At 69.1% G+C, this 21,085-nt stretch carries 19 protein-coding genes and 1 pseudogene; 11 read left to right on the forward strand and 9 right to left on the reverse strand.

Annotation, left to right across the window (positions count from 1 at the left end; genetic code table 11):
- The first annotated feature begins 14 nt into the window (after positions 1 to 14).
- The 3 genes and pseudogenes from aftC to A9X04_RS26595 all read left to right on the forward strand — a co-directional run bounded on the left by aftC (position 15) and on the right by A9X04_RS26595 (position 2,718).
- On the forward strand, positions 15 to 1,292 hold the full coding sequence (aftC, locus tag A9X04_RS26585) for an arabinofuranan 3-O-arabinosyltransferase (protein ID WP_067927318.1): 1,278 nt from the start codon (positions 15 to 17) through the stop codon (positions 1,290 to 1,292).
- Between the two features lie 59 nt (positions 1,293 to 1,351).
- Entirely contained in the window at positions 1,352 to 1,762 is a 411-nt protein-coding gene (msrB, locus tag A9X04_RS26590) for a peptide-methionine (R)-S-oxide reductase MsrB (RefSeq protein WP_067927321.1), read from the forward strand.
- 108 nt (positions 1,763 to 1,870) lie between these two features.
- Positions 1,871 to 2,718 (forward strand): annotated as a pseudogene (locus A9X04_RS26595) (endonuclease domain-containing protein).
- An 82-nt stretch (positions 2,719 to 2,800) separates the two neighbouring features.
- Here the strand turns inward: A9X04_RS26595 and A9X04_RS26600 are convergent.
- From A9X04_RS26600 to hemE, 4 genes are read right to left on the reverse strand one after another with little or no spacing between them, the layout of a single operon-like run.
- Positions 2,801 to 3,556, reverse strand: coding sequence for a class I SAM-dependent methyltransferase (locus tag A9X04_RS26600; RefSeq protein WP_067927326.1), 756 nt, complete (start codon positions 3,554 to 3,556; stop codon positions 2,801 to 2,803).
- Entirely contained in the window at positions 3,553 to 4,248 is a 696-nt protein-coding gene (hemQ, locus tag A9X04_RS26605) for a hydrogen peroxide-dependent heme synthase (RefSeq protein ID WP_067927329.1), read from the reverse strand. The genes A9X04_RS26600 and hemQ overlap by 4 nt, the downstream gene beginning before the upstream one ends.
- Before the next feature lie 5 nt (positions 4,249 to 4,253).
- The gene (locus tag A9X04_RS26610; RefSeq protein ID WP_067927332.1) at positions 4,254 to 5,609 is read right to left on the reverse strand and encodes a protoporphyrinogen oxidase; all 1,356 of its coding nucleotides are present in this window, start codon (positions 5,607 to 5,609) and stop codon (positions 4,254 to 4,256) included.
- Positions 5,606 to 6,667 carry a uroporphyrinogen decarboxylase gene (hemE, locus tag A9X04_RS26615; RefSeq protein ID WP_067927334.1) on the reverse strand — a complete coding sequence of 354 codons (1,062 nt, stop codon included), beginning with the start codon at positions 6,665 to 6,667 and terminating at the stop codon, positions 5,606 to 5,608. The genes A9X04_RS26610 and hemE overlap by 4 nt, the downstream gene beginning before the upstream one ends.
- A gap of 57 nt (positions 6,668 to 6,724) precedes the next feature.
- Here hemE and A9X04_RS26620 point away from each other — a divergent pair, with 57 nt between their 5' ends.
- From A9X04_RS26620 to A9X04_RS26645, 6 genes are all read left to right on the forward strand, one after another.
- Positions 6,725 to 7,546: an enoyl-CoA hydratase/isomerase family protein gene (locus A9X04_RS26620; protein ID WP_067927337.1), complete on the forward strand. Its 822-nt coding sequence runs from the start codon at positions 6,725 to 6,727 to the stop codon at positions 7,544 to 7,546.
- A 174-nt stretch (positions 7,547 to 7,720) separates the two neighbouring features.
- Positions 7,721 to 8,356 (forward strand): DUF3000 domain-containing protein, encoded by a 636-nt coding sequence (locus A9X04_RS26625; RefSeq protein WP_067927339.1) that lies wholly within the window; start codon positions 7,721 to 7,723, stop codon positions 8,354 to 8,356.
- Between the two features lies 1 nt (position 8,357).
- Entirely contained in the window at positions 8,358 to 9,650 is a 1,293-nt protein-coding gene (locus A9X04_RS26630; RefSeq protein WP_067927342.1) for a ribonuclease D, read from the forward strand.
- Between the two features lie 190 nt (positions 9,651 to 9,840).
- Positions 9,841 to 11,088 (forward strand): EspA/EspE family type VII secretion system effector, encoded by a 1,248-nt coding sequence (locus A9X04_RS26635; RefSeq protein WP_156764549.1) that lies wholly within the window; start codon positions 9,841 to 9,843, stop codon positions 11,086 to 11,088.
- Positions 11,089 to 11,144: 56 nt separating this feature from the next.
- The gene (locus tag A9X04_RS26640) at positions 11,145 to 11,459 is read left to right on the forward strand and encodes an ESX-1 secretion-associated protein (protein WP_067927345.1); all 315 of its coding nucleotides are present in this window, start codon (positions 11,145 to 11,147) and stop codon (positions 11,457 to 11,459) included.
- 235 nt (positions 11,460 to 11,694) lie between these two features.
- On the forward strand, positions 11,695 to 12,231 hold the full coding sequence (locus tag A9X04_RS26645) for a hypothetical protein (protein WP_067927393.1): 537 nt from the start codon (positions 11,695 to 11,697) through the stop codon (positions 12,229 to 12,231).
- Between the two features lie 46 nt (positions 12,232 to 12,277).
- On the opposite strand, the gene A9X04_RS26650 is transcribed toward A9X04_RS26645, so the two are convergent.
- The 5 genes from A9X04_RS26650 to A9X04_RS26670 all read right to left on the reverse strand — a co-directional run bounded on the left by A9X04_RS26650 (position 12,278) and on the right by A9X04_RS26670 (position 19,589).
- The gene (locus A9X04_RS26650; protein WP_067927395.1) at positions 12,278 to 12,625 is read right to left on the reverse strand and encodes a YbaB/EbfC family nucleoid-associated protein; all 348 of its coding nucleotides are present in this window, start codon (positions 12,623 to 12,625) and stop codon (positions 12,278 to 12,280) included.
- Between the two features lie 137 nt (positions 12,626 to 12,762).
- A complete protein-coding gene (gene dxs, locus A9X04_RS26655; protein WP_067927348.1) occupies positions 12,763 to 14,688 on the reverse strand; it encodes a 1-deoxy-D-xylulose-5-phosphate synthase in 1,926 nt (641 codons plus the stop codon).
- A 54-nt stretch (positions 14,689 to 14,742) separates the two neighbouring features.
- A complete protein-coding gene (locus A9X04_RS26660; RefSeq protein ID WP_082975264.1) occupies positions 14,743 to 16,206 on the reverse strand; it encodes a cation:proton antiporter in 1,464 nt (487 codons plus the stop codon).
- A gap of 165 nt (positions 16,207 to 16,371) precedes the next feature.
- Positions 16,372 to 17,565 (reverse strand): class I SAM-dependent RNA methyltransferase, encoded by a 1,194-nt coding sequence (locus A9X04_RS26665; protein ID WP_067927350.1) that lies wholly within the window; start codon positions 17,563 to 17,565, stop codon positions 16,372 to 16,374.
- Between the two features lie 29 nt (positions 17,566 to 17,594).
- Positions 17,595 to 19,589, reverse strand: coding sequence for an APC family permease (locus tag A9X04_RS26670; RefSeq protein ID WP_067927352.1), 1,995 nt, complete (start codon positions 19,587 to 19,589; stop codon positions 17,595 to 17,597).
- Positions 19,590 to 19,716: 127 nt separating this feature from the next.
- Here A9X04_RS26670 and A9X04_RS26675 point away from each other — a divergent pair, with 127 nt between their 5' ends.
- Complete coding sequence (locus A9X04_RS26675) at positions 19,717 to 20,382, forward strand: TrkA family potassium uptake protein (protein ID WP_156766176.1); 666 nt, start codon at positions 19,717 to 19,719, stop codon at positions 20,380 to 20,382.
- A gap of 12 nt (positions 20,383 to 20,394) precedes the next feature.
- Entirely contained in the window at positions 20,395 to 21,072 is a 678-nt protein-coding gene (locus tag A9X04_RS26680) for a TrkA family potassium uptake protein (protein WP_067927355.1), read from the forward strand.
- Positions 21,073 to 21,085 lie beyond the last annotated feature (13 nt).

Here is a 21,085-nt window from a genome sequence, read left to right on the forward strand (position 1 = left end):
CCGCGCCGCTCCCGGTGTACGGTGCGCTGGTGACCGCAGCTGAATCGACCCGAACCGGCTTGCGCGACTGGATCCTGGGCGCCTTTCGCCCCCGCAGCGGCCCGCCGAGCACCGCGACGATCGTGCGGACGGCGCTGTGGCCGATCGCCATCTTCTCGGTCCTGCACCGCAGCATCATCCTCCCGCTCAACGGCAACATCACCGACGACTTCAAGCCGGTGTACCGGGCGGTGCTCAACTTCCGGCACGGCTGGGACATCTACAACGAACACTTCGACTACGTCGACCCGCACTACCTGTATCCGCCCGGCGGCACGCTGCTGATGGCGCCGTTCGGGTACCTGTCCTTCACGCCATCGCGGTACCTGTTCATCCTGATCAACACCGTCGCCATCCTGATCGCCTGGTACCTGCTGCTGCGGTTGTTCAAGTTCACGCTGTCCTCGGTGGCGGCGCCCGCCCTGTTGCTGGCCATGTTCTGCACCGAGAGCGTGACCAGCACGCTGGTCTTCACCAACATCAACGGCTGCGTCCTGTTGGCGGAGGTGCTGTATCTGCGGTGGTTGCTGGACGGCCGGGCCAGCCGCCAGTGGTGGGCCGGGCTGGCGATCGGCCTGACGCTGACCCTCAAACCCGTCCTGGGGCCGCTGCTGCTGCTGCCCCTGCTCAACCGCCAGTGGCGCGCCCTGGTTCCGGCCGTCGTCGTGCCCGTCGCCATCAACCTGGCCGCGTGGCCGCTGGTCAGCGACCCGATGGACTTCGTCACCAAGACGGTGCCCTACATCCTGGGCACCAGGGACTACTTCAACAGCTCGATCGAGGGCAACGGCGTCTACTTCGGCCTGCCCACGTGGCTGATTGTGTTCCTGCGGGTGCTGTTCACGCTGCTGGCGATCGGCGCCATGTGGCTGCTGTACCGCTACTACCGCACCCGCGACCCGCTGTTCTGGCTCACCGGTTCCTCGGGGGTGTTGCTGTTGTGGTCGTGGCTGGTGCTGTCGCTGGCCCAGGGCTATTACTCGATGATGCTGCTCCCGTTCCTGATGACCGTCGTGCTGCCCAACTCGCTGATCCGCAATTGGCCGGCGTGGCTGGGCATCTACGGCTTCATGACGCTGGACGACTGGCTGATTTACCGGTGGATGAGATACGGCCGCGCGTTGCACTACCTGAAGATCACCTACGGCTGGTCGCTGCTGTTGATCGTGGCGTTCACCGTGCTGCTGTTCCGCTACCTGGACGCCAAGGCCGAGAACCGGCTGGACGACGGCATCGATCCGGCGTGGGCGTGATCGCGAGCGCGGCGGAGCCGGGCGCAGCGGGTCACCGCGATTTTCGCTAGCGTGGATGCATGACAAGCCCGAAGCTGCAGCTGACCGAAGCCGAGTGGCGGCAGAAGCTCACGCCCGAGGAATTTCATGTGCTGCGTCAGGCCGGCACCGAGCGGCCGTTCACCGGTGAGTACACCGACACCAAAACCGAAGGCGTCTACCAGTGCCGGGCCTGCGGTGCCGAATTGTTCCGCAGCACAGAGAAATTCGAATCGCATTGTGGCTGGCCGTCGTTCTTCGACCCGGCGAACTCCGACGCGGTGATCCTGCGGCCCGACCATTCACTGGGCACGACGCGCACCGAGGTACTGTGCGCGAACTGCCACAGCCACCTGGGCCACGTCTTCGCCGGCGAGGGTTACCCCACCCCGACGGATCAGCGCTACTGCATCAACTCCATCTCGCTGCGGCTGGTGCCGTCGGGGGCTTAATCCCCGTTCGATCTCGCGACACTTAAACCACGCACACGACACGCCGCAAATCGCCGCCACAGTTTAAGTCTCGCGGAGCCTGCGAGACCGCCATGACGTCTTCCAGGTGTGGACGACGTGTTTATCGGCAGTGAGGCGTTAGGGCGGGTGCCCTAAGCCGGCACCAGCTGCGAGTGCAATTTCGCGCCATATATCCCGATGTTTATGTGCCGGCCCACGCCACGCCGTCGCTCACCACCCGTTCGGCCGGAGCATGGTTGTGGTCGGACCGCCGCGGCGTGCTTGCCGGACTTGCCGCCGCGGCCCTACACGGTTCGCAATGGATCGACGGCGACGAGCCGATCGAGCTGATTTGGCGGAACCCGCATCCGCCGGCTGGCGTGATCACCCGCAATCCGCGAGTCGGACCCGACGAGGTCACATGTATCAACGGTCTGCCGGTGACTTCTCTCGCGAGGACGGCGTTCGACTTGGCCAGGCGGCCGCCATGCCGCAAGGCGGTCGCACGACTCGACGCGCTGATGCGAGCGACGCCGTTCTCGAGCGAGGAGGTAATGCTCCTCGCCAAGCGGCACGCAGGAGCCCGCGGCCTGCGGGCGCTACGCACAGCCCTCCCCCTGGTCGACCCAGGCGCAGCATCCCCAAAGGAAACGTGGCTGCGCTTGCTGCTGATCGACGCCGGCCTGCCGACCCCCACGACGCAGATCCCTGTGCAGGAGAACTGGCGACTGGTTGCCGTCCTCGATATGGGCTGGGAGAGATACAGGGTGGCCGTCGAGTATGACGGCGACCACCATCGCGCCAGCCGTCGGCAGTACGCGCGCGACCAGAGCCGGCTGCGCAAGCTTGAGGAACTGGGCTGGGTCGTTATCCGCGTGATCGCCGAGGACAAGCCCGAAGACGTGCTCCGCCGCGTGCGTCAGGCACTTGCCCGTCGAGGATGCCGCGACACTTAAACCACGCACACGACACGCCGAAAGTCGCCGCCGTGGTTTAACTTTCGCGGAAGAACGGGAGCCCAAGGCGAGAGGCGAGTCCTCAGTCCACGCGGGTGGCGTGCACCTCCCAGAACGGGGCATGCACCCGTCCGCCCTGAAGCCACGGCTCCATCGCGCGGAATCGCTTCAGTAAGTCCTGCGCCTGATCGGCCATGTCGGGATTGCGCTCGGCCATCATCTCGATCTGCTCGACGCTCATGTTCACCAGGTAGGTCGTCGGCCCGAGATAAGTGATCTCCCAGCCGCCGTGCGGCAGCACATCACGAAAATCGTTCTCGGACAACGACCGCATCATCTTGAACCCGTTGACGTCGTGTTCCCCGAACTCGAACATGTACAACCGCGCGCCGGGCTTGGTGGCCCGGCGCAGCGCCTGCACGTAGGACCTCTGCAACTCGGGATCGGTGCTGAAGGTGTGGTAGAAGGCGCAGTCGACGACCGTGTCGAAGCGGCCTTCCAGGCCGTCCAACTTGGTGGCGTCGGCCAGCTCGAAGTTGACCGAAACACCTGCCTTGCGGGCGTTTTCGCGGGCCCGGTCCAGCGCGGTCGCCGACCCGTCGATGCCGGTGGCCGGATACCCCTTGGACGCGTAGTAGATCGCGTGGTGGCCCGGCCCGGTGCCCGGGTCGAGCACCTCACCCTTGATCGCGCCGAGGGCGACCAGCCGCTGGACCACCGGCTGCGGGCCGCCGATGTCCCACGGCGTGGCGGCGGGCAATCCGTGCGACAGCCGCTCGTCGCGGTACATCTCCTCGAAGCGGGCCGGATCGGTGGGATCGAACTGCGGCTGAGTCATGGCAGCGAGTTCACCAACTGCTCGACCGGCACGCGCGGGCCGGTGAAGAACGGCGTCTCCTCACGAGTGTGCCGGCGCGCGTCGGTGGCCCGCAGCTCCCGCATCAGGTCGACGATGCGGTGCAATTCGGGGGCCTCGAAGGCCAGGATCCACTCGTAGTCGCCGAGCGCGAACGCCGGCACGGTGTTGGCCCGGACGTCCTTGTACTCGCGGGCGGCCATGCCGTGTTCGGCGAGCATGCGGCGGCGCTCCTCGTCGGGCAACAGATACCACTCGTAGGACCGCACGAACGGATAGACGCAGATGTAGTTGCCGGGCTCCTCGCCGGCCAGGAAAGCCGGGATGTGGCTCTTGTTGAACTCGGCCGGCCGGTGCAGTGCCACGCTGCTCCACACCGGCGAGCTGACCCGCCCCAGCGCGGTGGTGCGCCGGAAGTCGGCGTAGGTGGCCTGCAGCGCCTCGACCCGTTCGGCGTGAGTCCAGATCATGAAGTCGGCGTCGGCCCGCAGGCCCGCCACGTCATAGAGGCCGCGGACCACGACGCCGCGCTCCTCCTGCTGCTTGAAGAACGTCGATGCTTCCTCGATGACGTCGTCGCGCTGGTCACCGAGCTCACCCGGCTCCACGGAGAACACCGAGAACATCAGGTAGCGGATCGTCGAATTGAGCGAGTCGTAGTCGAGCTTGGCCATGGAACCTATCGTGCCACTTCCAGTTCGAGTGCCTCGACCGCGCGACCGGCCGCCCCGACGCATGCCGGCACGCCGATGCCGTCGAGATAGCTGCCGGCCACGGCGAGCGTCGGCGGCAGGCCCGCACGAATCTCGGCGACCAGCTCCGCGTGGCCCGGACCGTACTGCGGCATGGCCTCGATCCAGCGCTGCACGCGCGCATCCACCGGCTTGACGTCCAGACCGAAGACGGTGGCCAGGTCGTCCACGGCCCACCCCAGCAGCTCGTCATCCGACGCCGTTTCGGCCAGGCCGTCACCGCACCGGCCGAACGACAACCGCAGCAGCTGCGTGTCCCCGCGGGCGCCCCACTTGCGCGAGGACAGGGTAATCGCCTTGTCGCGCAAGCTTTCCCCGGTCGCCACCAGCACCCCGGAACACTGCGGGAACGGGGTGTCGCCCGGCACCGCCAAAGCCACCACCACCGACGACGCGCTGGCGATCCGCCCGGCCGCGGCGGCGCTACCGGGGGCGACGTCGGCGAGCAGGGGCACCAGCCGCGGGGCGGGAATGGCCAGGATCACCGCGTCCGCATGCCAGCGAGTGCCGGTGTCGTCCAGCAGCGACCACCCCGCCCCGGCGGGCTCGAGCCGTTGCACGGCGGCCCTGACCCGGCGCGGCCGGGCGCGCTCGACGAGCGCGTCGAGCAGCACCTGGTAGCCCCCGTCCAACGCCCCGAACAGCGGCCCCCCGGTCGCCGGGGGCAGCGCCCGCCGGACCGCCTCGGTCAGGCTGGTGGCGCCGCGGTCCAAGGCTGCCGCGACGCCCGGGGCCGCGGCGCGCAGGCCGATGGTGGCCGCCGAACCCGCGTAGACCCCGCTCAGCAGCGGGTCCACCGACCGGGCCACGACCTGCTCGCCGAACCGCTCGGCCACCAGGTCGGCGGTCGCGGGATCGCTGCCGGGCCGCCAGTCCAGCGGGCGGCCGGGCTCGGCTTCGATGCGCGCGACCGTCGCCGCGTCGACCAGCCCGGCCATCGAGGCGGCCGTCGACGGAATGCCGACCACCGTCGCGGTGGGCAGCGGATGCAGCGTCCGCCCGCTGTAGATCAGCGGCCGGGCGCCGGTGGACTCCAGCCGGCGCCCCGACAGACCCAGCTCGGCCAGCAGCGCCGGCATCTCCGGCCGGCGCAGGATGAACGCCTCGGCACCCAGGTCCATGGTCTGCCCGCCGACCCGCTCGGTACGCAAGATCCCGCCCAGCCGGTCGCCGGGTTCGAACAGGGTGATGGCCGCGTCGTCGCCCACCGCCGCGCGCAGCCGGTACGCCGCCGTCAACCCCGAAATCCCGCCCCCAACAACGCAATACGAGGGGGATGTCATAACGAGTGGACCAGTGACACCAGGTCGGTCAACACGCCGGGGTCCGTTTCGGGCAGCACACCGTGGCCAAGGTTGAAGACGTGACCGGTCGCGCCCGCGTCGACGGCGCGGCGCCCGTCCTCGACCACGGCCCGGGCGGCACGGTCCACGGCCGGCCACCCCGCCATCAGCACCACCGGATCGAGGTTGCCCTGCAGCGCCGTGCCCGGCGCGACCCGGGCGGCCGCGTCGGTGAGCGACGTCCGCCAGTCCACCCCCACCACCGTTGCTGTGGCTGGTTTCAGGACCGTCGACATGGCACCCAGCAGCTCGGCGGTGCCGACCCCGAAATGCGTCATCGGCACGCCGTGCTCGGCCAGCGCGCCGAAGACCCGGGCGCTGTGCGGTTGCACGTAGGTGCGGTAGTCGGCGAGCGACAGGGCGCCCGCCCACGAGTCGAACACCTGAACGGCGTCCACCCCGGCCTCCAGCTGCGCCCGCAGAAAGCCCACGGTGATGTCGGTGAGCTTTGCCATCAGCGCGTGCCAGGTGTCGGATTCGGCCAGCATCATCGCCTTGGTGCGGGCGTGGTGGCGGCTGGGGCCGCCCTCGATCAGATACGACGCCAGCGTGAACGGCGCGCCGGCGAACCCGATCAGCGGGACGTCGCCGAGCGCGGCCACCAGCAGCGTGACCGCATCCGACACCGGCTGGATCCGTTGCCGGTCAAGGGGTTTCATCGCGTCGACGTCGGCGGCGGTGCGCACCGGCGACGCGATGACCGGCCCTACCCCCGCGACGATGTCCAGGTCGACGCCCGCGCCGAGCAGCGGCACCACGATGTCGGAGAACAGGATCGCCGCGTCGACGTCGTGCCGGCGCACCGGCTGCAGGGTGATCTCGCAGACCAGCTCGGCGTCGAAGCAGGCCGCCAGCATGTCGGTCTGCGCCCGCAGCGCCCGGTATTCCGGCAGCGAGCGACCCGCCTGCCGCATGAACCACACCGGGATCCGGTTGGGTTTCGCACCGGTGACGGCGGCCAGATACGGCGACTCGGGGAGGTCGCGGCGAGTACTCATTGTCCCCAATGCTGCCACGACGGCGGCCTCCGTCCCGCGCTGCGTACTATCACGACCGTGCCAGTCAGCCAGCCGCCCGTGAATTACGACGAGTTCCCCAGCCTGCGGTGCGACCTGGGCGATGACGGCATCCTGACCGTGGTTCTCGACGCTCCCGGCCTCAACTCGGTCGGGCCGCAGATGCACCGCGACCTCGCCGACATCTGGCCGGTGATCGCCCGCGACCCCGACGTGCGCGTCGTGCTGGTCCGCGGCGAGGGCAAGGCCTTCTCCTCCGGCGGCAGCTTCGACCTGATCGACGAGACGATCAGCGACTACGAAGGCCGGATGCGCATCATGCGGGAGGCCCGCGATCTGGTGCTCAACATGGTCAATTTCGACAAACCCGTCGTCTCGGCGATCCGCGGGCCGGCCGTCGGCGCGGGCCTGGTGGTGGCCCTGCTCGCCGACGTCTCGGTGGCCGGTCGCACGGCGAAGCTCATCGACGGGCACACCAAGCTGGGCGTGGCCGCCGGGGACCACGCCGCGATCTGCTGGCCCCTGTTGGTCGGCATGGCCAAGGCCAAGTACTACCTGCTCACCTGCGAGACGCTGCTGGGCGAGGAGGCCGAGCGTATCGGCCTGGTGTCCCTCTGCGTCGACGACGACGACGTGTTGGCCACGGCGACACGGATCGCGGAGGACCTGGCGCGCGGCGCCCAGAACGCGATCCGCTGGACCAAGCGCAGCCTCAACCACTGGTACCGCATGTTCGCGCCCACCTTCGAGACCTCGCTCGGGCTGGAGTTCCTCAGCTTCAGCGGCCCCGACGTGCAGGAAGGCCTCGCCGCGCATCGCGAGAAGCGGCCCGCCCGATTTACCGGCGGAACAGGGTCCTGAGCTGGGTCGATAGGTTGCCATGGGGTCTCATAACGGGTTGGTAGCGGTCGGCGCGCCTGATTCCGCGTGTCCCCCGATGGGTCTACCGTCGGACCCTGTGACCCGTGCCGCGCCGACGCAGAACCGTCACGATGCGGTGGAGGCACCACCCGCTTGCGGGGGAGAGTGGCGCTCATGACCTACGCCGCGCCGCCGCGAAGTGGCCGGGATGAACAGGAGCGGCGCCAAGTGACCTCAGCTGAACCGGAGCCATTCCGCGAGGCGGTCGCGGCCATGAACGGCGTCACCGTGCGCCCCGAGATCGAACTGGGCCCCATCCGCCCCCCGCAACGCCTCGCGCCCTACAGCTACGCGCTGGGGGCCGAGGTCAAACATCCCGACCGCGAAATCATCCCCGAGCGATCCGACGGCGACGCCTTCGGCCGCCTGATCCTGCTGTACGACCCGGAAGGCGCCGACGCGTGGGACGGCACCATCCGCCTGGTGGCCTACATCCAGGCCGACCTGGACCCCAGCGAGGCCGTCGACCCCCTGCTGCCCGAGGTGGCGTGGAGCTGGCTCGTCGACGCGCTGGAATCCCGGATGGAGCAGGTCACCGCCCTGGGCGGCACGGTCACGGCCACCACCTCGGTGCGCTACGGCGACATCTCCGGACCGCCGCGCGCCCACCAGTTGGAGCTGCGGGCGTCGTGGACGGCGACCACGCCCCAGGTTGGCGTCCACGTCGAGGCGTTCTGCGAGGTGCTCGAACATGCGGCGGGACTTCCGCCGACGGGCGTCACCGACCTGAGCTCGAGGTCACGCGCCTGACATGTGCGAACCGGCCGCCGACGGGCCCGTCAGCACCGACCCCGACAGCAGCGAACCCCAGCCCACCCCGCTGCTGCGCCCGGCCGAAGGGATCCCGGACCTCTCCGTGACCGTCCGCCAGATCGAAGCGGCAGCCGAGCTCCTGGATCGTGGGCGTGGGCCGTTTGCGGTGGACGCCGAGCGGGCGTCGGGTTTCCGGTACTCCAACCGGGCCTATCTGATCCAGATCCGGCGGGCCGGCGCCGGCACCGTGCTCATCGACCCGGTCAGCCACGGCGCCGACCCGCTCGAGGCGCTGCGGCCCGTCGCCGAGGTGCTGAGCGAAGACGAATGGATCCTGCATTCGGCCGACCAGGACCTGCCCTGCCTGGCGGAGGTCGGCTTGCAGCCACCGGCGCTCTACGACACCGAGCTCGCCGGCCGGCTGGCCGGGTTCGAGCGGGTGAACCTGGCGACCATGGTGGAGCGGCTGCTGGGGTCCGGGCTGGCCAAGGGCCACGGCGCGGCGGACTGGTCCAAACGGCCGCTGCCCGAGGAATGGCTCAACTACGCGGCGCTGGATGTGGAACTGCTCATCGAGCTGCGCGCCGCGATCGCCGACGTTCTGGCCCAGCAGGGCAAAACGGGTTGGGCCGCAGAGGAATTCGACTATCTGCGCGCCACGGGCACCAGGGAACCCGGCGCGGCGAGTCGGCCGGACCGGTGGCGGCGCACGTCGGGGATCCATCGGGTGCGCGACCGGCGCGGCCTGGCCGCGGTCCGCGAGCTGTGGTTGACGCGCGACCGCATCGCCGAGCGCCGCGACATTGCGCCGCGACGCATCCTGCCGGACTCGGCCATCATCGAGGCCGCCATCGCCGACCCGAAGACGGTCGAGGAGCTCACCGCGCTGCCGGTCTTCGGCGGGCGCAATCAACGTCGCAGCGCGGCCACGTGGTTGGGGGCGCTGGAAGCGGCCAGGCAAACCAAGAATCCGCCCGTGGACGCCGAACCGCCGAACGGGCCGCCGCCGCCGGCGCGCTGGAGCCGGCGCAAACCGGAGGCCGCCGCGCGGCTGGAGGCGGCGCGTGCGGCGCTGTCCCAGGTGTCGGAGCGGGTCAACGTACCCACCGAGAACCTGGTCTCCCCCGACCTGGTGCGACGGCTGTGCTGGGACTGGGAACCCGCGCCCGACCCCCTCGAGGCGGTCGAAGGGTTCCTGCGCGCCGGGCAGGCGCGGCAGTGGCAGCGGGAATTGGTGGATCCTCCGCTGGCCACAGCGTTGCAGCCGCCCGCCGCGCCCGAGAACTCCTAGGGCGCGGTGAAGATATTCGCGCGGCGGCGCGGGTAATTTTTCGCCGCTAGCCTTTCCTCGCCGCGGACGAGGCGCGGACCGTAGACCGCGACTAAATGCCCGGACCGTCCCAAAAATTGGCGCTCTGGCCACCCTGTGACTGCTGTTAGACTCGCCGTAGGACGCGAAGTCCCCACTCGCAGAAGGGATCATGGCAATGGTCGTTGCCGCTTCCGAAATCGGCGGTCTGGTAGGCAGCCTGGCCGGCATAGGAAAGAATGCCGCCGCTAAGGATTGGGTTGCGACCGGTATCGGCGGCGGCGCGTTCGCCATGGAAACGACCAAAATTGCCGTCAAGGCGATCGTCGAGCGAAGGATAAAAGCGGAAATAGAACGCGGTCTCGAGGAGCGAACCAATCCCTGGGCGGCGGAGGTGCCGATTATCGAATGGGGAATTGTCGCCATCACGGTCTTCGAATATTTCCTCGGCCTCGGTGACGCCTCCAAGGGAGCGGAGTTCGACAACGCGCGTTCCAAGCTCGACTCGCCCAAGAAAGACTTGGAGTCCGCCTTCCCCGACAGCGGCTGGGAGGGCTCCGCGTCGGAAGAGTACGCCAAACAGAACCGAGCCCAGCTGGACCGCGTAAACCTGATGCGAGATCAGGACCAGGCGATGATGGAGATCCTGACGGCCGAAGTCGATCAGCTCACCGAGATTCGCCGTGCCGTCGCCGGAATCAAGGACGGCCTCACCGGCTGCATCTTTGTCGCCCTCCTGATCAAAGCGCAGGGGAGCGAAGCCTCGTCCCTGGTGTTTCAGAAAGTCGTCACCATCGCGGCGATCACCGCAACAGTGGGCGCCATCGGTTACATGGAATTCTTCTCGGGCACCGAGACCCGGCCCAAGGTCCAGGAAGTGGTCCGCGAATACGAGAAGATCATTGCGGAGATGAAGGACTATCTGTCGACTTCGCGAATTGCGCCGTCCGCTCGCATGGCGCCCTCGGCGGAATCCACCGTCTCCGAATCCGCCACCGAGTCCACGTCGTCCGCGCTCACCAGCACCTCCACGCCGGCCGGTACGGCCGCGCCGGTGACGGCTCCTCGCCTGAGCGAACTCATCCAGATGTCGGGCCGGCCGGTGCAGGGCATGCCCACCCCGGCTGAGCCGGTGGAGGCGTCCGCTCAAGCCGGCCAGGTCGCGGCGCCGGCCCCCACGCCGACGAGCCCCGTCAGCGCTCAGCCGTCGCCCTCAACCGCGCGGCAGCGCAAGGCGCCCGCAGCCGCCGAAGGGGCCACGACCACCGGAGCCGGCCTCGAGGACACCACCCCGAGCGACGGGGCCGAAGTCGTCGGAGCGGCCGCGGGCACCGGGGCCGCGGAGCGGGCACCCGCCGAGGTCGCGGCGCTCAAAGCCGAGCAGCCGGCAGACCCGAACCGGTCGCAGCCCGCCCCGTAACGCTGTCACGCCCCAACCCGCTTGCGGTGCAACCGTTTACCAGACGAGGAGGTTCCATGGCGAACTTGAGCGTCACGTCGACGTATCTTGACAAGCTGGCGCGCGCACAGGACGCGACCAAGGAAAATTTCAAGTCGTCCGCCGGGGCGGTCGACGGGGTCGGCGTCAACGTGTGGCTCAACCACGGCCTGGCCTGCGGACCCGGCAACGACGCCGTCGTGGGAGTCGAGGTAAGCCGCGCGGAGGCGATCCAGCTCATGATCGAGGTCGCCACCGACCTCGCCGTTAACCTGCGTGCCGCCGCCAAAGCGTACGACGGCACCGACCACGATGCCGCCCAGAATCTCGACAAACAGGTGCTTCCCGGCTGATCCCGGCAACGATCACCCCAGTTGTTCACCGCTCGGCAACCCGATCGCAACGACCGGCCGGAATCGACCCGGGGAGCCGGATCCACTGGCCTACATGGAAATTCGTCCGCCCGCCCCGGTGGGCGCACTGTAGGCTCTACCTACCGGACAGCCGCCCAGGCTATGAATCCGAGAGAAGGACGCCGTGGCCCAGCTTCCGAATGCGAACGAAGACCCCACCGACATCTTCGCTGCAATGAATTTCGCGCCCGCCGGCGAACCCGCGGCCGACCACGAACCCGACACGCTGACAGCCCTCAGCTTCTCCGTCGCCGCCGAGGACAGCGCCGAGGAGTCCCCGCTTGAGCCGGCGCCGGAGTTCGCGCCCGCCGAGCCCGTCGACACCGCAACGGTGCTCGCCACACAGACGGCAGCCGCCGAGGAGGCCGACGAGGAGGACGTCGTCCCGCTGTTCACCGTGACCAATCCCCCCGGGACGGTGTCGGTGTCGGCGCTTGGAGACGGCGGAATCGGGCAAGTCACCCTGTCCGAGAAGGTCGCGGGCATGACCGAAGCCGAACTGGCCGAGGAGATAATCGTGGTCGCGCACCTGGCGAGCCAGAAAGGACAAGCGGCCCAACACGAATTCCTGATGGCGAACATGCGCGAATTGGGCGCCGATGATCCCGATGCCGTGCGCGAACTCCTGGAGTACGGCATGGAACTCACGTCGCCGGAGCGGGCCGCCGAGACGCAGGCGCACGTTTTCGCCACCCGATACGCGACCGAGTGACGGTCTCGGCCCGGCAGGAGAACAGTTGCCGCCGTACGGATTTGGGCTAGCTCAGGCCCAACGACTCCGTCATCAGCGTGGTCATGCGCGCCAGCGACTCGACTAGCTGCCGGTGCTGGGCTTCGTTGGCGGCATCGACCGCGGCCACCGCGTTGCGCAGGGCCTCGTTGACGCGTTGCTCGACCGTCTCGGCGCCCAGCCGTAACAGGCCGTCTTCGATCTGGAGATCGGTGATCCCGCGGCGCGCGTTCAGCGTCACCTCGACGGTGTTGGCTTCGTCTGCGGCCGTGAAGGTTTCGGTGTTCGTTCGGTGGATCTGGTCTTCGAGGGCGGACTGGAACCGTTGCCCGAACTCCATGGCCTCAGCCAACTGCGGGTGCATTCCTGCGGTCATGTGATGTCCTTCGTCCTCGGCTGACGGCACGGCCCACTACCGCTCTTCAGTCTAAGGCGAGCTGCGATGGTTCGCCGCACCCTTCTCCGCATCGGCCCCGGGGTGCCGAGTCGACGGCGCCACCCCAGCCGCTGCGCCTAGTCGAGGTGCTCGCGGATCTCCGCTTCGGTGACGGCGCTGCCCAGCGCGGCGACCCAGCCGGTGATGCGGCGGGCCACGTCCTGATCCGTCAGCCCCAGCTCGGCCAGCAGCTCGCCCCGCGAGGCGTGCTCGTAGAACCGCTGCGGCAGGCCCACATCGCGGCACGGCACGTCGATCTCCGCGGCGCGCAGGGCCCCGGACACCGCCGACCCGATGCCGCCGTTGACGCCGTTGTCCTCGCACGTGACCACCAGTTTGTGCTGGGCGGCGAGCTCGAGGACCGCTTCGGAGACCGGTAGCACCCAGCGCGGGTCGATGACCGTCACGCCGATCCCCTGGTTGTGCAGCCGCTTGGCGACCTCCAACGCCATCGGGACGAACGCGCCGACGCCCACCAGCAGCACGTCATGATTGAGCCCGTCGGCCGGCACCGCGAGCACGTCGACGCCCGAAAGGCCGGTGCCTCGCCGCTCGATGGCCGGAATGTCTTCGCCCACATCGCCTTTGGGGAACCGGAGCGCGGTCGGGCCGTCGTTGACGTCCAGCGCCTCACCGAGTTCTTCGCGCAACCGGGTGGCGTCGCGCGGCGCGGCCACCCGCATGCCGGGCACGATGCCGAGCATCGACATGTCCCACATGCCGTTGTGGCTGGCGCCGTCCGAACCGGTGATGCCGGCCCGGTCGAGCACCATGGTGACGGGCAGCTTGTGCAGGGCCACGTCCATCATGATCTGGTCGAAGGCCCGGTTGAGGAACGTCGAATAGATGGCCACCACCGGGTGCATGCCGCCCATCGCCAGCCCCGCCGCCGACGTCAGGGCGTGTTGCTCGGCGATGCCGACGTCGAACAGGCGGTCCGGGAACTGCTGCCCGAACGCGCTCAACCCGGTCGGGCCGGGCATCGCCGCGGTAATCGCCACGATGTCGCGGCGTTTCCTGGCGTAGCCGATCAGGGCATCGGAGAACGTGGCGGTCCACCCCGGCCCGGCGACCTTGGTGGCCTGCCCGGTGACGGGGTCGATGACGCCGCACGAGTGCATCTGTTCGGCTTCGTCGTCCTCCGCCGGGGCGTAGCCCATGCCCTTGCGGGTGACGACGTGCACGATCACCGGCCGGCCGAAGCCGCGCGCGTGGCGCAGCGCCGCCTCCACCGCGCGTTCGTCGTGCCCGTCGACCGGACCCACGTACTTGAGCCCGAGATCGGTGAACAGCAGCTGCGGGGACAGGGAGTCCTTGATGCCGGCCTTGACGCTGTGCATGAACCGGTAGGCGAGTTCGCCGAGCAGCGGCAGCGAACGCACCGCGTCGCGGCCCTTCTCCAGCGCCTGCTCGTAGGCCGGCTGCAGCCGCAGGGTGGCCAGGCGGTCGGCGACGCCGCCGATGGTCGGCGCATAGCTGCGGCCGTTGTCGTTCACCACGATGATCACCGGGCGCCGTGACGCAGCGATGTTGTTCAGCGCCTCCCAGCACATGCCGCCGGTGAGCGCGCCGTCCCCGACCACGGCGACCACGTGCCGGTTGCGGTGACCGGTCAGCTCGAACGCCTTGGCCAGGCCGTCGGCGTAGGACAGCGCCGCGCTGGCGTGGCTGGACTCCACCCAGTCGTGTTCGCTCTCCGCGCGCGATGGGTAGCCCGACAGTCCGCCCTTCTTGCGCAGGCCCTCGAAGTCCTGCGCGCGCCCGGTCAGCATCTTGTGGACGTACGCCTGATGACCGGTGTCGAAGATGATCGGGTCATGCGGCGAGTCGAAGACCCGATGCAGCGCCAGCGTCAACTCGACCACGCCGAGGTTGGGCCCGAGGTGTCCACCGGTGGCAGCGACCTTGTGGATCAGGAACTCGCGAATCTCGGCGGCGAGTTCGCGCAGTTGCTGCCCCGACAGGTGTTGCAGATCAGCGGGCCCGCGGATCTGTTCCAGCATCCCGATAGTCTACGCAGCGGCCGCCGGAACAGCAGGGAGCCGGAGGTAGCCGGCCTACGGGGGTCCGAAAAGCTCGACCAGGGTGTCGTGCAGCTCGGGATCCGCCAGCACGACGACCTCGTCGCCGGCCTGAAGTTCGGTGTCACCCCGCACCGGCACCAGGCCGGTGGTGCGGACCACGATGCTCACCCAGATGTCGCCGACCCGGTCACTGAGCCCCTCCACCGTGCACCCCTCGGCGGCCGATCCCGGTGCGACGCTGAAGCGATGAACCCCCTCGGGTTCGTCCGCGAGCCGGACACCGATCTGCCAGGGCTGGGTCTCCACCATGCGCATCGGCAGGTGCAGCAGTTTCGCGACCCCGGGCACCGAGCTGCCTTGCACCAGGACCGAGAAGATCACGACGACGACCACGATGCCGTAGAGGCGTTCGGCGTGGGGGATGTGCGCGGCGCGCAGCAACTCGCCGAGCAGAATCGGCACCGCCCCTTTGAGGCCGGCGAACAGTATGAAGGCGCGTTCGTTTCGCTGGAGTCGCACGCCGACCAGACACGAGCCCACCGCCAGCGGACGAATCAGCGCCGTCAGGGCCACCCCGAGGGCGAGCCCGGGGATCCACACGTCGGGGTGGGCAAGGACGCCGAGGTCGACGGTCAGGCCCAGCACGACGAACGCGACGATTTCGGCCAGCCCGGCCAGGGCGGCGTGGAACCGCTTGATCTCCGGCTTGTAGGGCGCGCGCGCGTCGCCGATCACGATGCCGGCGACGAACACCGCCAGAAATCCCGATCCGTGCGCAAGCGTGGCGATGCCGTACAGCATCAGGCTCGATGCCAGCGTTCGTAGCGGGTAGAGGCCTTCGCTGGGCAGCGCCACGCGGCGCATGAAGACGAGCAGGGCGCGGCCGCCGACGACCCCGACGGCCAGGCCGATCGCCATCTGCAGAACGAATTGCGCGCCCACGCCGGCGAACCCGGCGACGCTGAGGCCGCCGGCGGCGATCAGGCTGGACATCAACGAGATGCCGACCGGATCGTTGGCGCCGGACTCACCCTCGAGGATGGTGCTGCTGCGGCCCCTGATTTCGCGTTTGCCCAGGACGGAGAACACCACGGCAGGATCGGTCGGAGCCACCGCCGTCGCGACCAGCACCGCGGGAAACCAATCGATTCCGCAGACGTAGTGCAGCATCAGCGCGGCGCCGGCGGCGGTGAGGGCGGTACCCAGCACGCCGACCGACAGGATCGGGGCGACCGCCGCGCGGAAACGGGAAGGCCCGATGTGCATTCCGCCGTCGAACAACACCAGCACCAGCGCGACGGTGATGACCTGTTCCACGATCCGCTCGGACGGTGGCTGCACCGCGGGCACGGAGTGCACCACCGCCGCCGTACCGACGAGCACCAGCAGGGGCACCGGGACCTTGAAACGCTCGGTCAGACGGTTCGCCAGCACCGCGATCAGACCGACCGCACTGGAGAACAAGACGATGAGCGCGAACCGCAGACCGTCGTTCACGATCGCGGCACCCGGGGACGGGAAGGCCCTGTGGTGGCGGGCACTCGAGCCTTTCGGTCGGTCGACAGGGACATCGAGGACATCGCCGACCAGACTTCCCGGCACACCGCGACGGAGTCTAGCCGCTCCAGGAGCACTTCACGCGCCGTTACGTCGCCGCCGGCGCTACCCGCGGGTCAACAGGGCGACGCATTCGGTGTGATGGGTGAGCGGGAAGGCGTCGAACACCTTGATCTTCTCGACGGCATAGCCGTGGCGGAGGTAGAGGCCGATGTCGCGCGCAAAAGAGGCTGCCTCGCAACCGATGTGCACCACCCGCGGCACGGCGGCGCCGGCCAGTTGGTCGATGATCTCGCGCCCGGCGCCCGCCCGCGGCGGATCCAGCACCGCCACGTCGGCGCCCGCTCGTTGCGTGCCGAGCACCCGCCGCACCGAGTCGGTGACGACCTGCACCTGTGGCATGTCGTCCAGCGCGACGCGGGCGGCCCGCGTGGCCGCGCGCGAGGTGTCGACGGACAGCACCCGCCCGGTCTCCCCGACCGCGGCGCCGAGCGCGGCGGCGAAGACACCGGCTCCGCCGTAGAGGTCCCAGGCGGTCATGCCGGGAGCGGGCTGCGCCCAGTCGGCGACCAGCCGGCTGTACACCGCGGCCGCGCCGCGGTGCGCCTGCCAGAAGGCGGTCACCGGGATCTGCCAGCTGCGTCCGCCCACCCGCTGCACCGCCTCGTAGCGACCCTCCACCACCTTGGTCGCCGTCTTCCGGCCCTGCCGCAGGGTGCGCACCACGTGGCGCGCGCCGTCATCGTCGACGACGACGTGCAGTTGGGCGGTCGGCGGCCACTTCGAGTCGGCGAGCCCGTCGAGCATGCCGGCCGGCAACTGCGCGCAGCGCAGGTCGGTGACCAGTTCGTCGCTGTGGTAGCGGTGGAAGCCGGGGCGCCCGTCCGCGCCCACATCGAGCCGGACGCGGGTGCGCCAGCCCGTCGGCCCCGAGTCCGACAAAGGCTCGGCGTCACCATTCCAGTGGTGGCCGCCCAGGCGCTCCAGCTGGTTGGCCACGACCTGTGCCTTGAGCGCGCGGGCCGCGTCCGGGGCGGCGAACGCGAGGTCACAACACCCGGCGCCGTCCACGCCGGCGATGGGGCACAGCGATTCGATGCGGTCGGGCGACGGCTCCAGCACCTCCAGAACCTCGGCGTGCCAATAAGATCCGCGGTCGGCGGTGACCCGGACCCGCACCCGCTCACCCGGCAGCGCGTAGCGGACGAACACCACGCGTCCCTCGTGGTGCGCCACACAGCTGCCGCCGTTGGCCGGGGCGCCGGTCACCAACGTCAGCTCGTCGCGCGGGGGCAGCACCGCGTGGGGTGCGCCCGGTATCTCGCGGGTCAATCGAAGATTCCCCGACGGGCGTCACCGGGGGCGGCGTGCGGCTGCAGCGTCTGGAGTCGCTCCGACGAGTTCAGTTGCCACGGAACGGAAGTCACCATCACGTTGGGCATGAACAACAGCCGGCCCTTGAGCCGCAGCGCGCTTTGGTTGTGCAGCGCCTGCTCCCACCAATGGCCCACCACGTACTCGGGAATGAACACGGTGACCACGGTGCGCGGCGACTCCTTGCTGACCCGCTTGACGTATTCGAGTATGGGGCGGGTGATTTCGCGGTATGGCGAGGCGATGACCTTGAGCGGCACGCTGATGTCGCTCTCTTCCCACTGGTGCACCAGCTCGCGGGTCTCCCCCTCGTCGACGCTGACGGTGAGCGCCTCGAGCGCATCCGGGCGGGTCGCGCGGGCGTACGCCAGCGCGCGCAGCGTCGGCAGATGCAGCTTGGACACCAGCACCAGGGCGTGATTGCGGCTGGGCAACACCACGTCGTGCTGGGCGGCGGCCTGCTCCTCCAGCTCCCGGCTGACCGTGCGGTAGTGCCGGTGGATCATCTTCATCATCCCGAAGAGCAAACCCATGGCGAACAGCGCGATCCACGCGCCGGCGACGAACTTGGTCACCAGGACGACCAACAAAACCGCGCCGGTGGAAAGCAATCCGACCGTATTGACGACCCGGGAACGCATCATCTTGCGCCTTACGCGCGGATCGGTCTCGGTGCGCAGCAATCGGGTCCAGTGCCGCACCATGCCGATCTGGCTCAACGTGAACGAAATGAACACGCCGACGATGTACAGCTGGATCAGGGCGGTGACCTCGGCACGGAAGGCGATGATCGCCAGCAGCGCCGCCCCGGACAGGAACAGGATTCCGTTGGAGAACGCCAACCGGTCGCCGCGGGTGTGCAGCTGGCGCGGCAGGTAGCTGTGCTGCGCCAGCACCGAGCCGAGCACCGGGAACCCGTTGAACGCGGTGTTGGCCGCCAGCACCAGGATGAGCGCGGTCACCGTGGCGATCAGCAGGAAGCCGACGTGAAAGCTGCCGAACACGGTTTCGGCCAGCTGTGTGACGAGGGTCTTCTGGTAGTAACCGGGCGGGGCGCCGGTCAGTTGCCGGGCCGGGTCCTCGACCAGCTGAACCCGGATCTGCTGGGCCAGCACGATGATGCCCATCAGCAGGGCCACCGCGATCCCGCCCAGCATCAGCAGCGTCGTCGCCGCGTTGCGCGACTTGGGCTTCTCGAATGCCGGAACCCCGTTGCTGATCGCCTCCACACCGGTCAGCGCGGCGCAGCCCGAGGAGAACGAGCGCGCCACCAGGAATGCCAGCGCGAAGCCGACGACCTGACCGTGCTCGGCGTGCATCTGAAAGCCGGCCGACTCCGCCCGCAGCGGGTTGCCCAGCACGAAGATCCGGAACAGGCCCCAGCCGATCATGATGAACACGCCGACGATGAACGCGTAGGTCGGAATGGCGAACGCCACGCCCGACTCGCGGATTCCGCGCAGGTTCAACGCCATCACCAGCAGGATCGAGGCCACGCAGAACCAGACCTTGTTCTCGGCCACGATCGGGATCGCCGAGCCGATGTTCGCCATCGCCGACGCCGTCGAAACGGCCACGGTGAGAACGTAATCCACCATCAGGGCGCTGGCGACGACCAGGCCGGCGGTGTCGCCCAGGTTGGTCGTGACCACCTCGTAGTCGCCCCCACCCGAGGGGTAGGCGTGCACGTTCTGCCGATAGCTGGCCACCACGACCAGCATCACCGCCGCCACGGCCAGACCGATCCAGGGTGTCAGCGCGTACGCGCTGACACCGGCCACCGAGAGCATCAGGAAGACTTCCTCGGGCGCGTACGCCACCGACGACAAGGCGTCGGAGGCGAACACCGGCAAGGCGATCCGCTTGGGCAGCAGGGTGTGACTCAGCCGGTCGCTGCGTTGCGGCCGACCGATGAGCAACCGACGCGTTGCGGTTGAAAGTTTGGACACGAGAGCCAAGAGTAAGCCCACATGGGTTTGGCGGTAGCTTCGTAGGCGAGAATGTTTGCCGACCCGAAATCGGCTGGCCGACGTGGGTTGCCGATTGGGGCGCAGGACGCAGCCGAGAGGATCGAAAGTGCGAGTAGTGGTGATGGGCTGCGGCCGCGTCGGTTCCTCGGTGGCCGACGGGCTATCGCGGATCGGCCACGACGTCGCGGTCATCGACCGCGACAGCACCGCCTTCAACCGGCTCAGTCCCGAGTACGCCGGGGAGCGGGTGTTGGGGCAAGGGTTCGACCGGGACGTGCTGCTGCGGGCCGGCATCGAGGAGGCCGACGCGTTCGCCGCCGTGTCATCCGGGGACAACTCCAACATCATCTCGGCGCGGCTGGCCCGCGAGACCTTCGGGGTCAAGCGCGTGGTCGCCCGGATTTACGACGCCAAGCGCGCCGAGGTCTACGAACGGCTCGGCATCCCGACGATCGCCACCGTGCCCTGGACCACCGACCGCCTCCTCAACGCCCTGCTGCGGGACACCGAGACCGCCAAATGGCGCGACCCGACCGGCACGGTGGCCGTCGCGGAGGTCGTCCTGCACGAGGAGTGGATCGGGCACCGGATCACCGATCTCGAGCAGGCCACCGGCGCCCGCGTCGCGTTCCTGATCCGGTTCGGTGCCGGCGTCCTGCCGGAGCCCAAGACGGTCATCCAGGCCGGCGACCAGGTCTACGTCGCCGCGATCTCCGGCCGCGCCGCCGAGGCCGTGGCCATCGCGGCGCTGCCACCCAGTGAAGAGTCTTAAGGAGCGGCGAAAATGAAGGTAGCTGTCGCCGGGGCCGGCGCGGTCGGCCGCTCCGTCAGTCGCGAACTCATCGGCAACGGCCATGACGTCACGCTGATCGAGCGCAACCCCGATCACGTCGACGTCGACGCCATCCCGGCGGCGCACTGGCGCCTCGGCGATGCCTGCGAGCTGAGCCTGCTGGAATCGGTGCACCTGCACGAGTTCGACGTGGTGGTGGCCGCAACCGGCGACGACAAGGCCAACGTCGTGCTGAGTCTGCTGGCCAAGACCGAATTCGCGGTGCCCCGGGTGGTTGCACGGGTCAACGACCCGCGCAACGAATGGTTGTTCACCGACGCCTGGGGTGTGGACGTGGCGGTGTCGACCCCACGGATGCTCGCCTCGCTCATCGAAGAGGCCGTCGCGGTCGGTGATCTGGTGCGGCTCATGGAATTTCGCCGGGGCCAGGCCAACCTCGTCGAGATCACCCTGCCCGACGACACGCCCTGGGGCGGCAAGCCGGTGCGCCGACTGCAGCTGCCCCGCGACGCCGCGCTGGTCACCATCCTGCGCGGTCCACGGGTGATCGTGCCCGAGGCCGACGAGCCGTTGGAGGGCGGCGACGAGCTGCTCTTCGTCGCGGTCGCCGAGGTCGAAGAGGACCTGCGCAAGCTGCTGTTGCCGGACGGCCCCGCGCTGGACGACTAGGGCCGCTTGCGAT

Source organism: Mycobacterium sp. E3247 (assembly GCF_001667785.1).
GTDB lineage: Bacteria > Actinomycetota > Actinomycetes > Mycobacteriales > Mycobacteriaceae > Mycobacterium.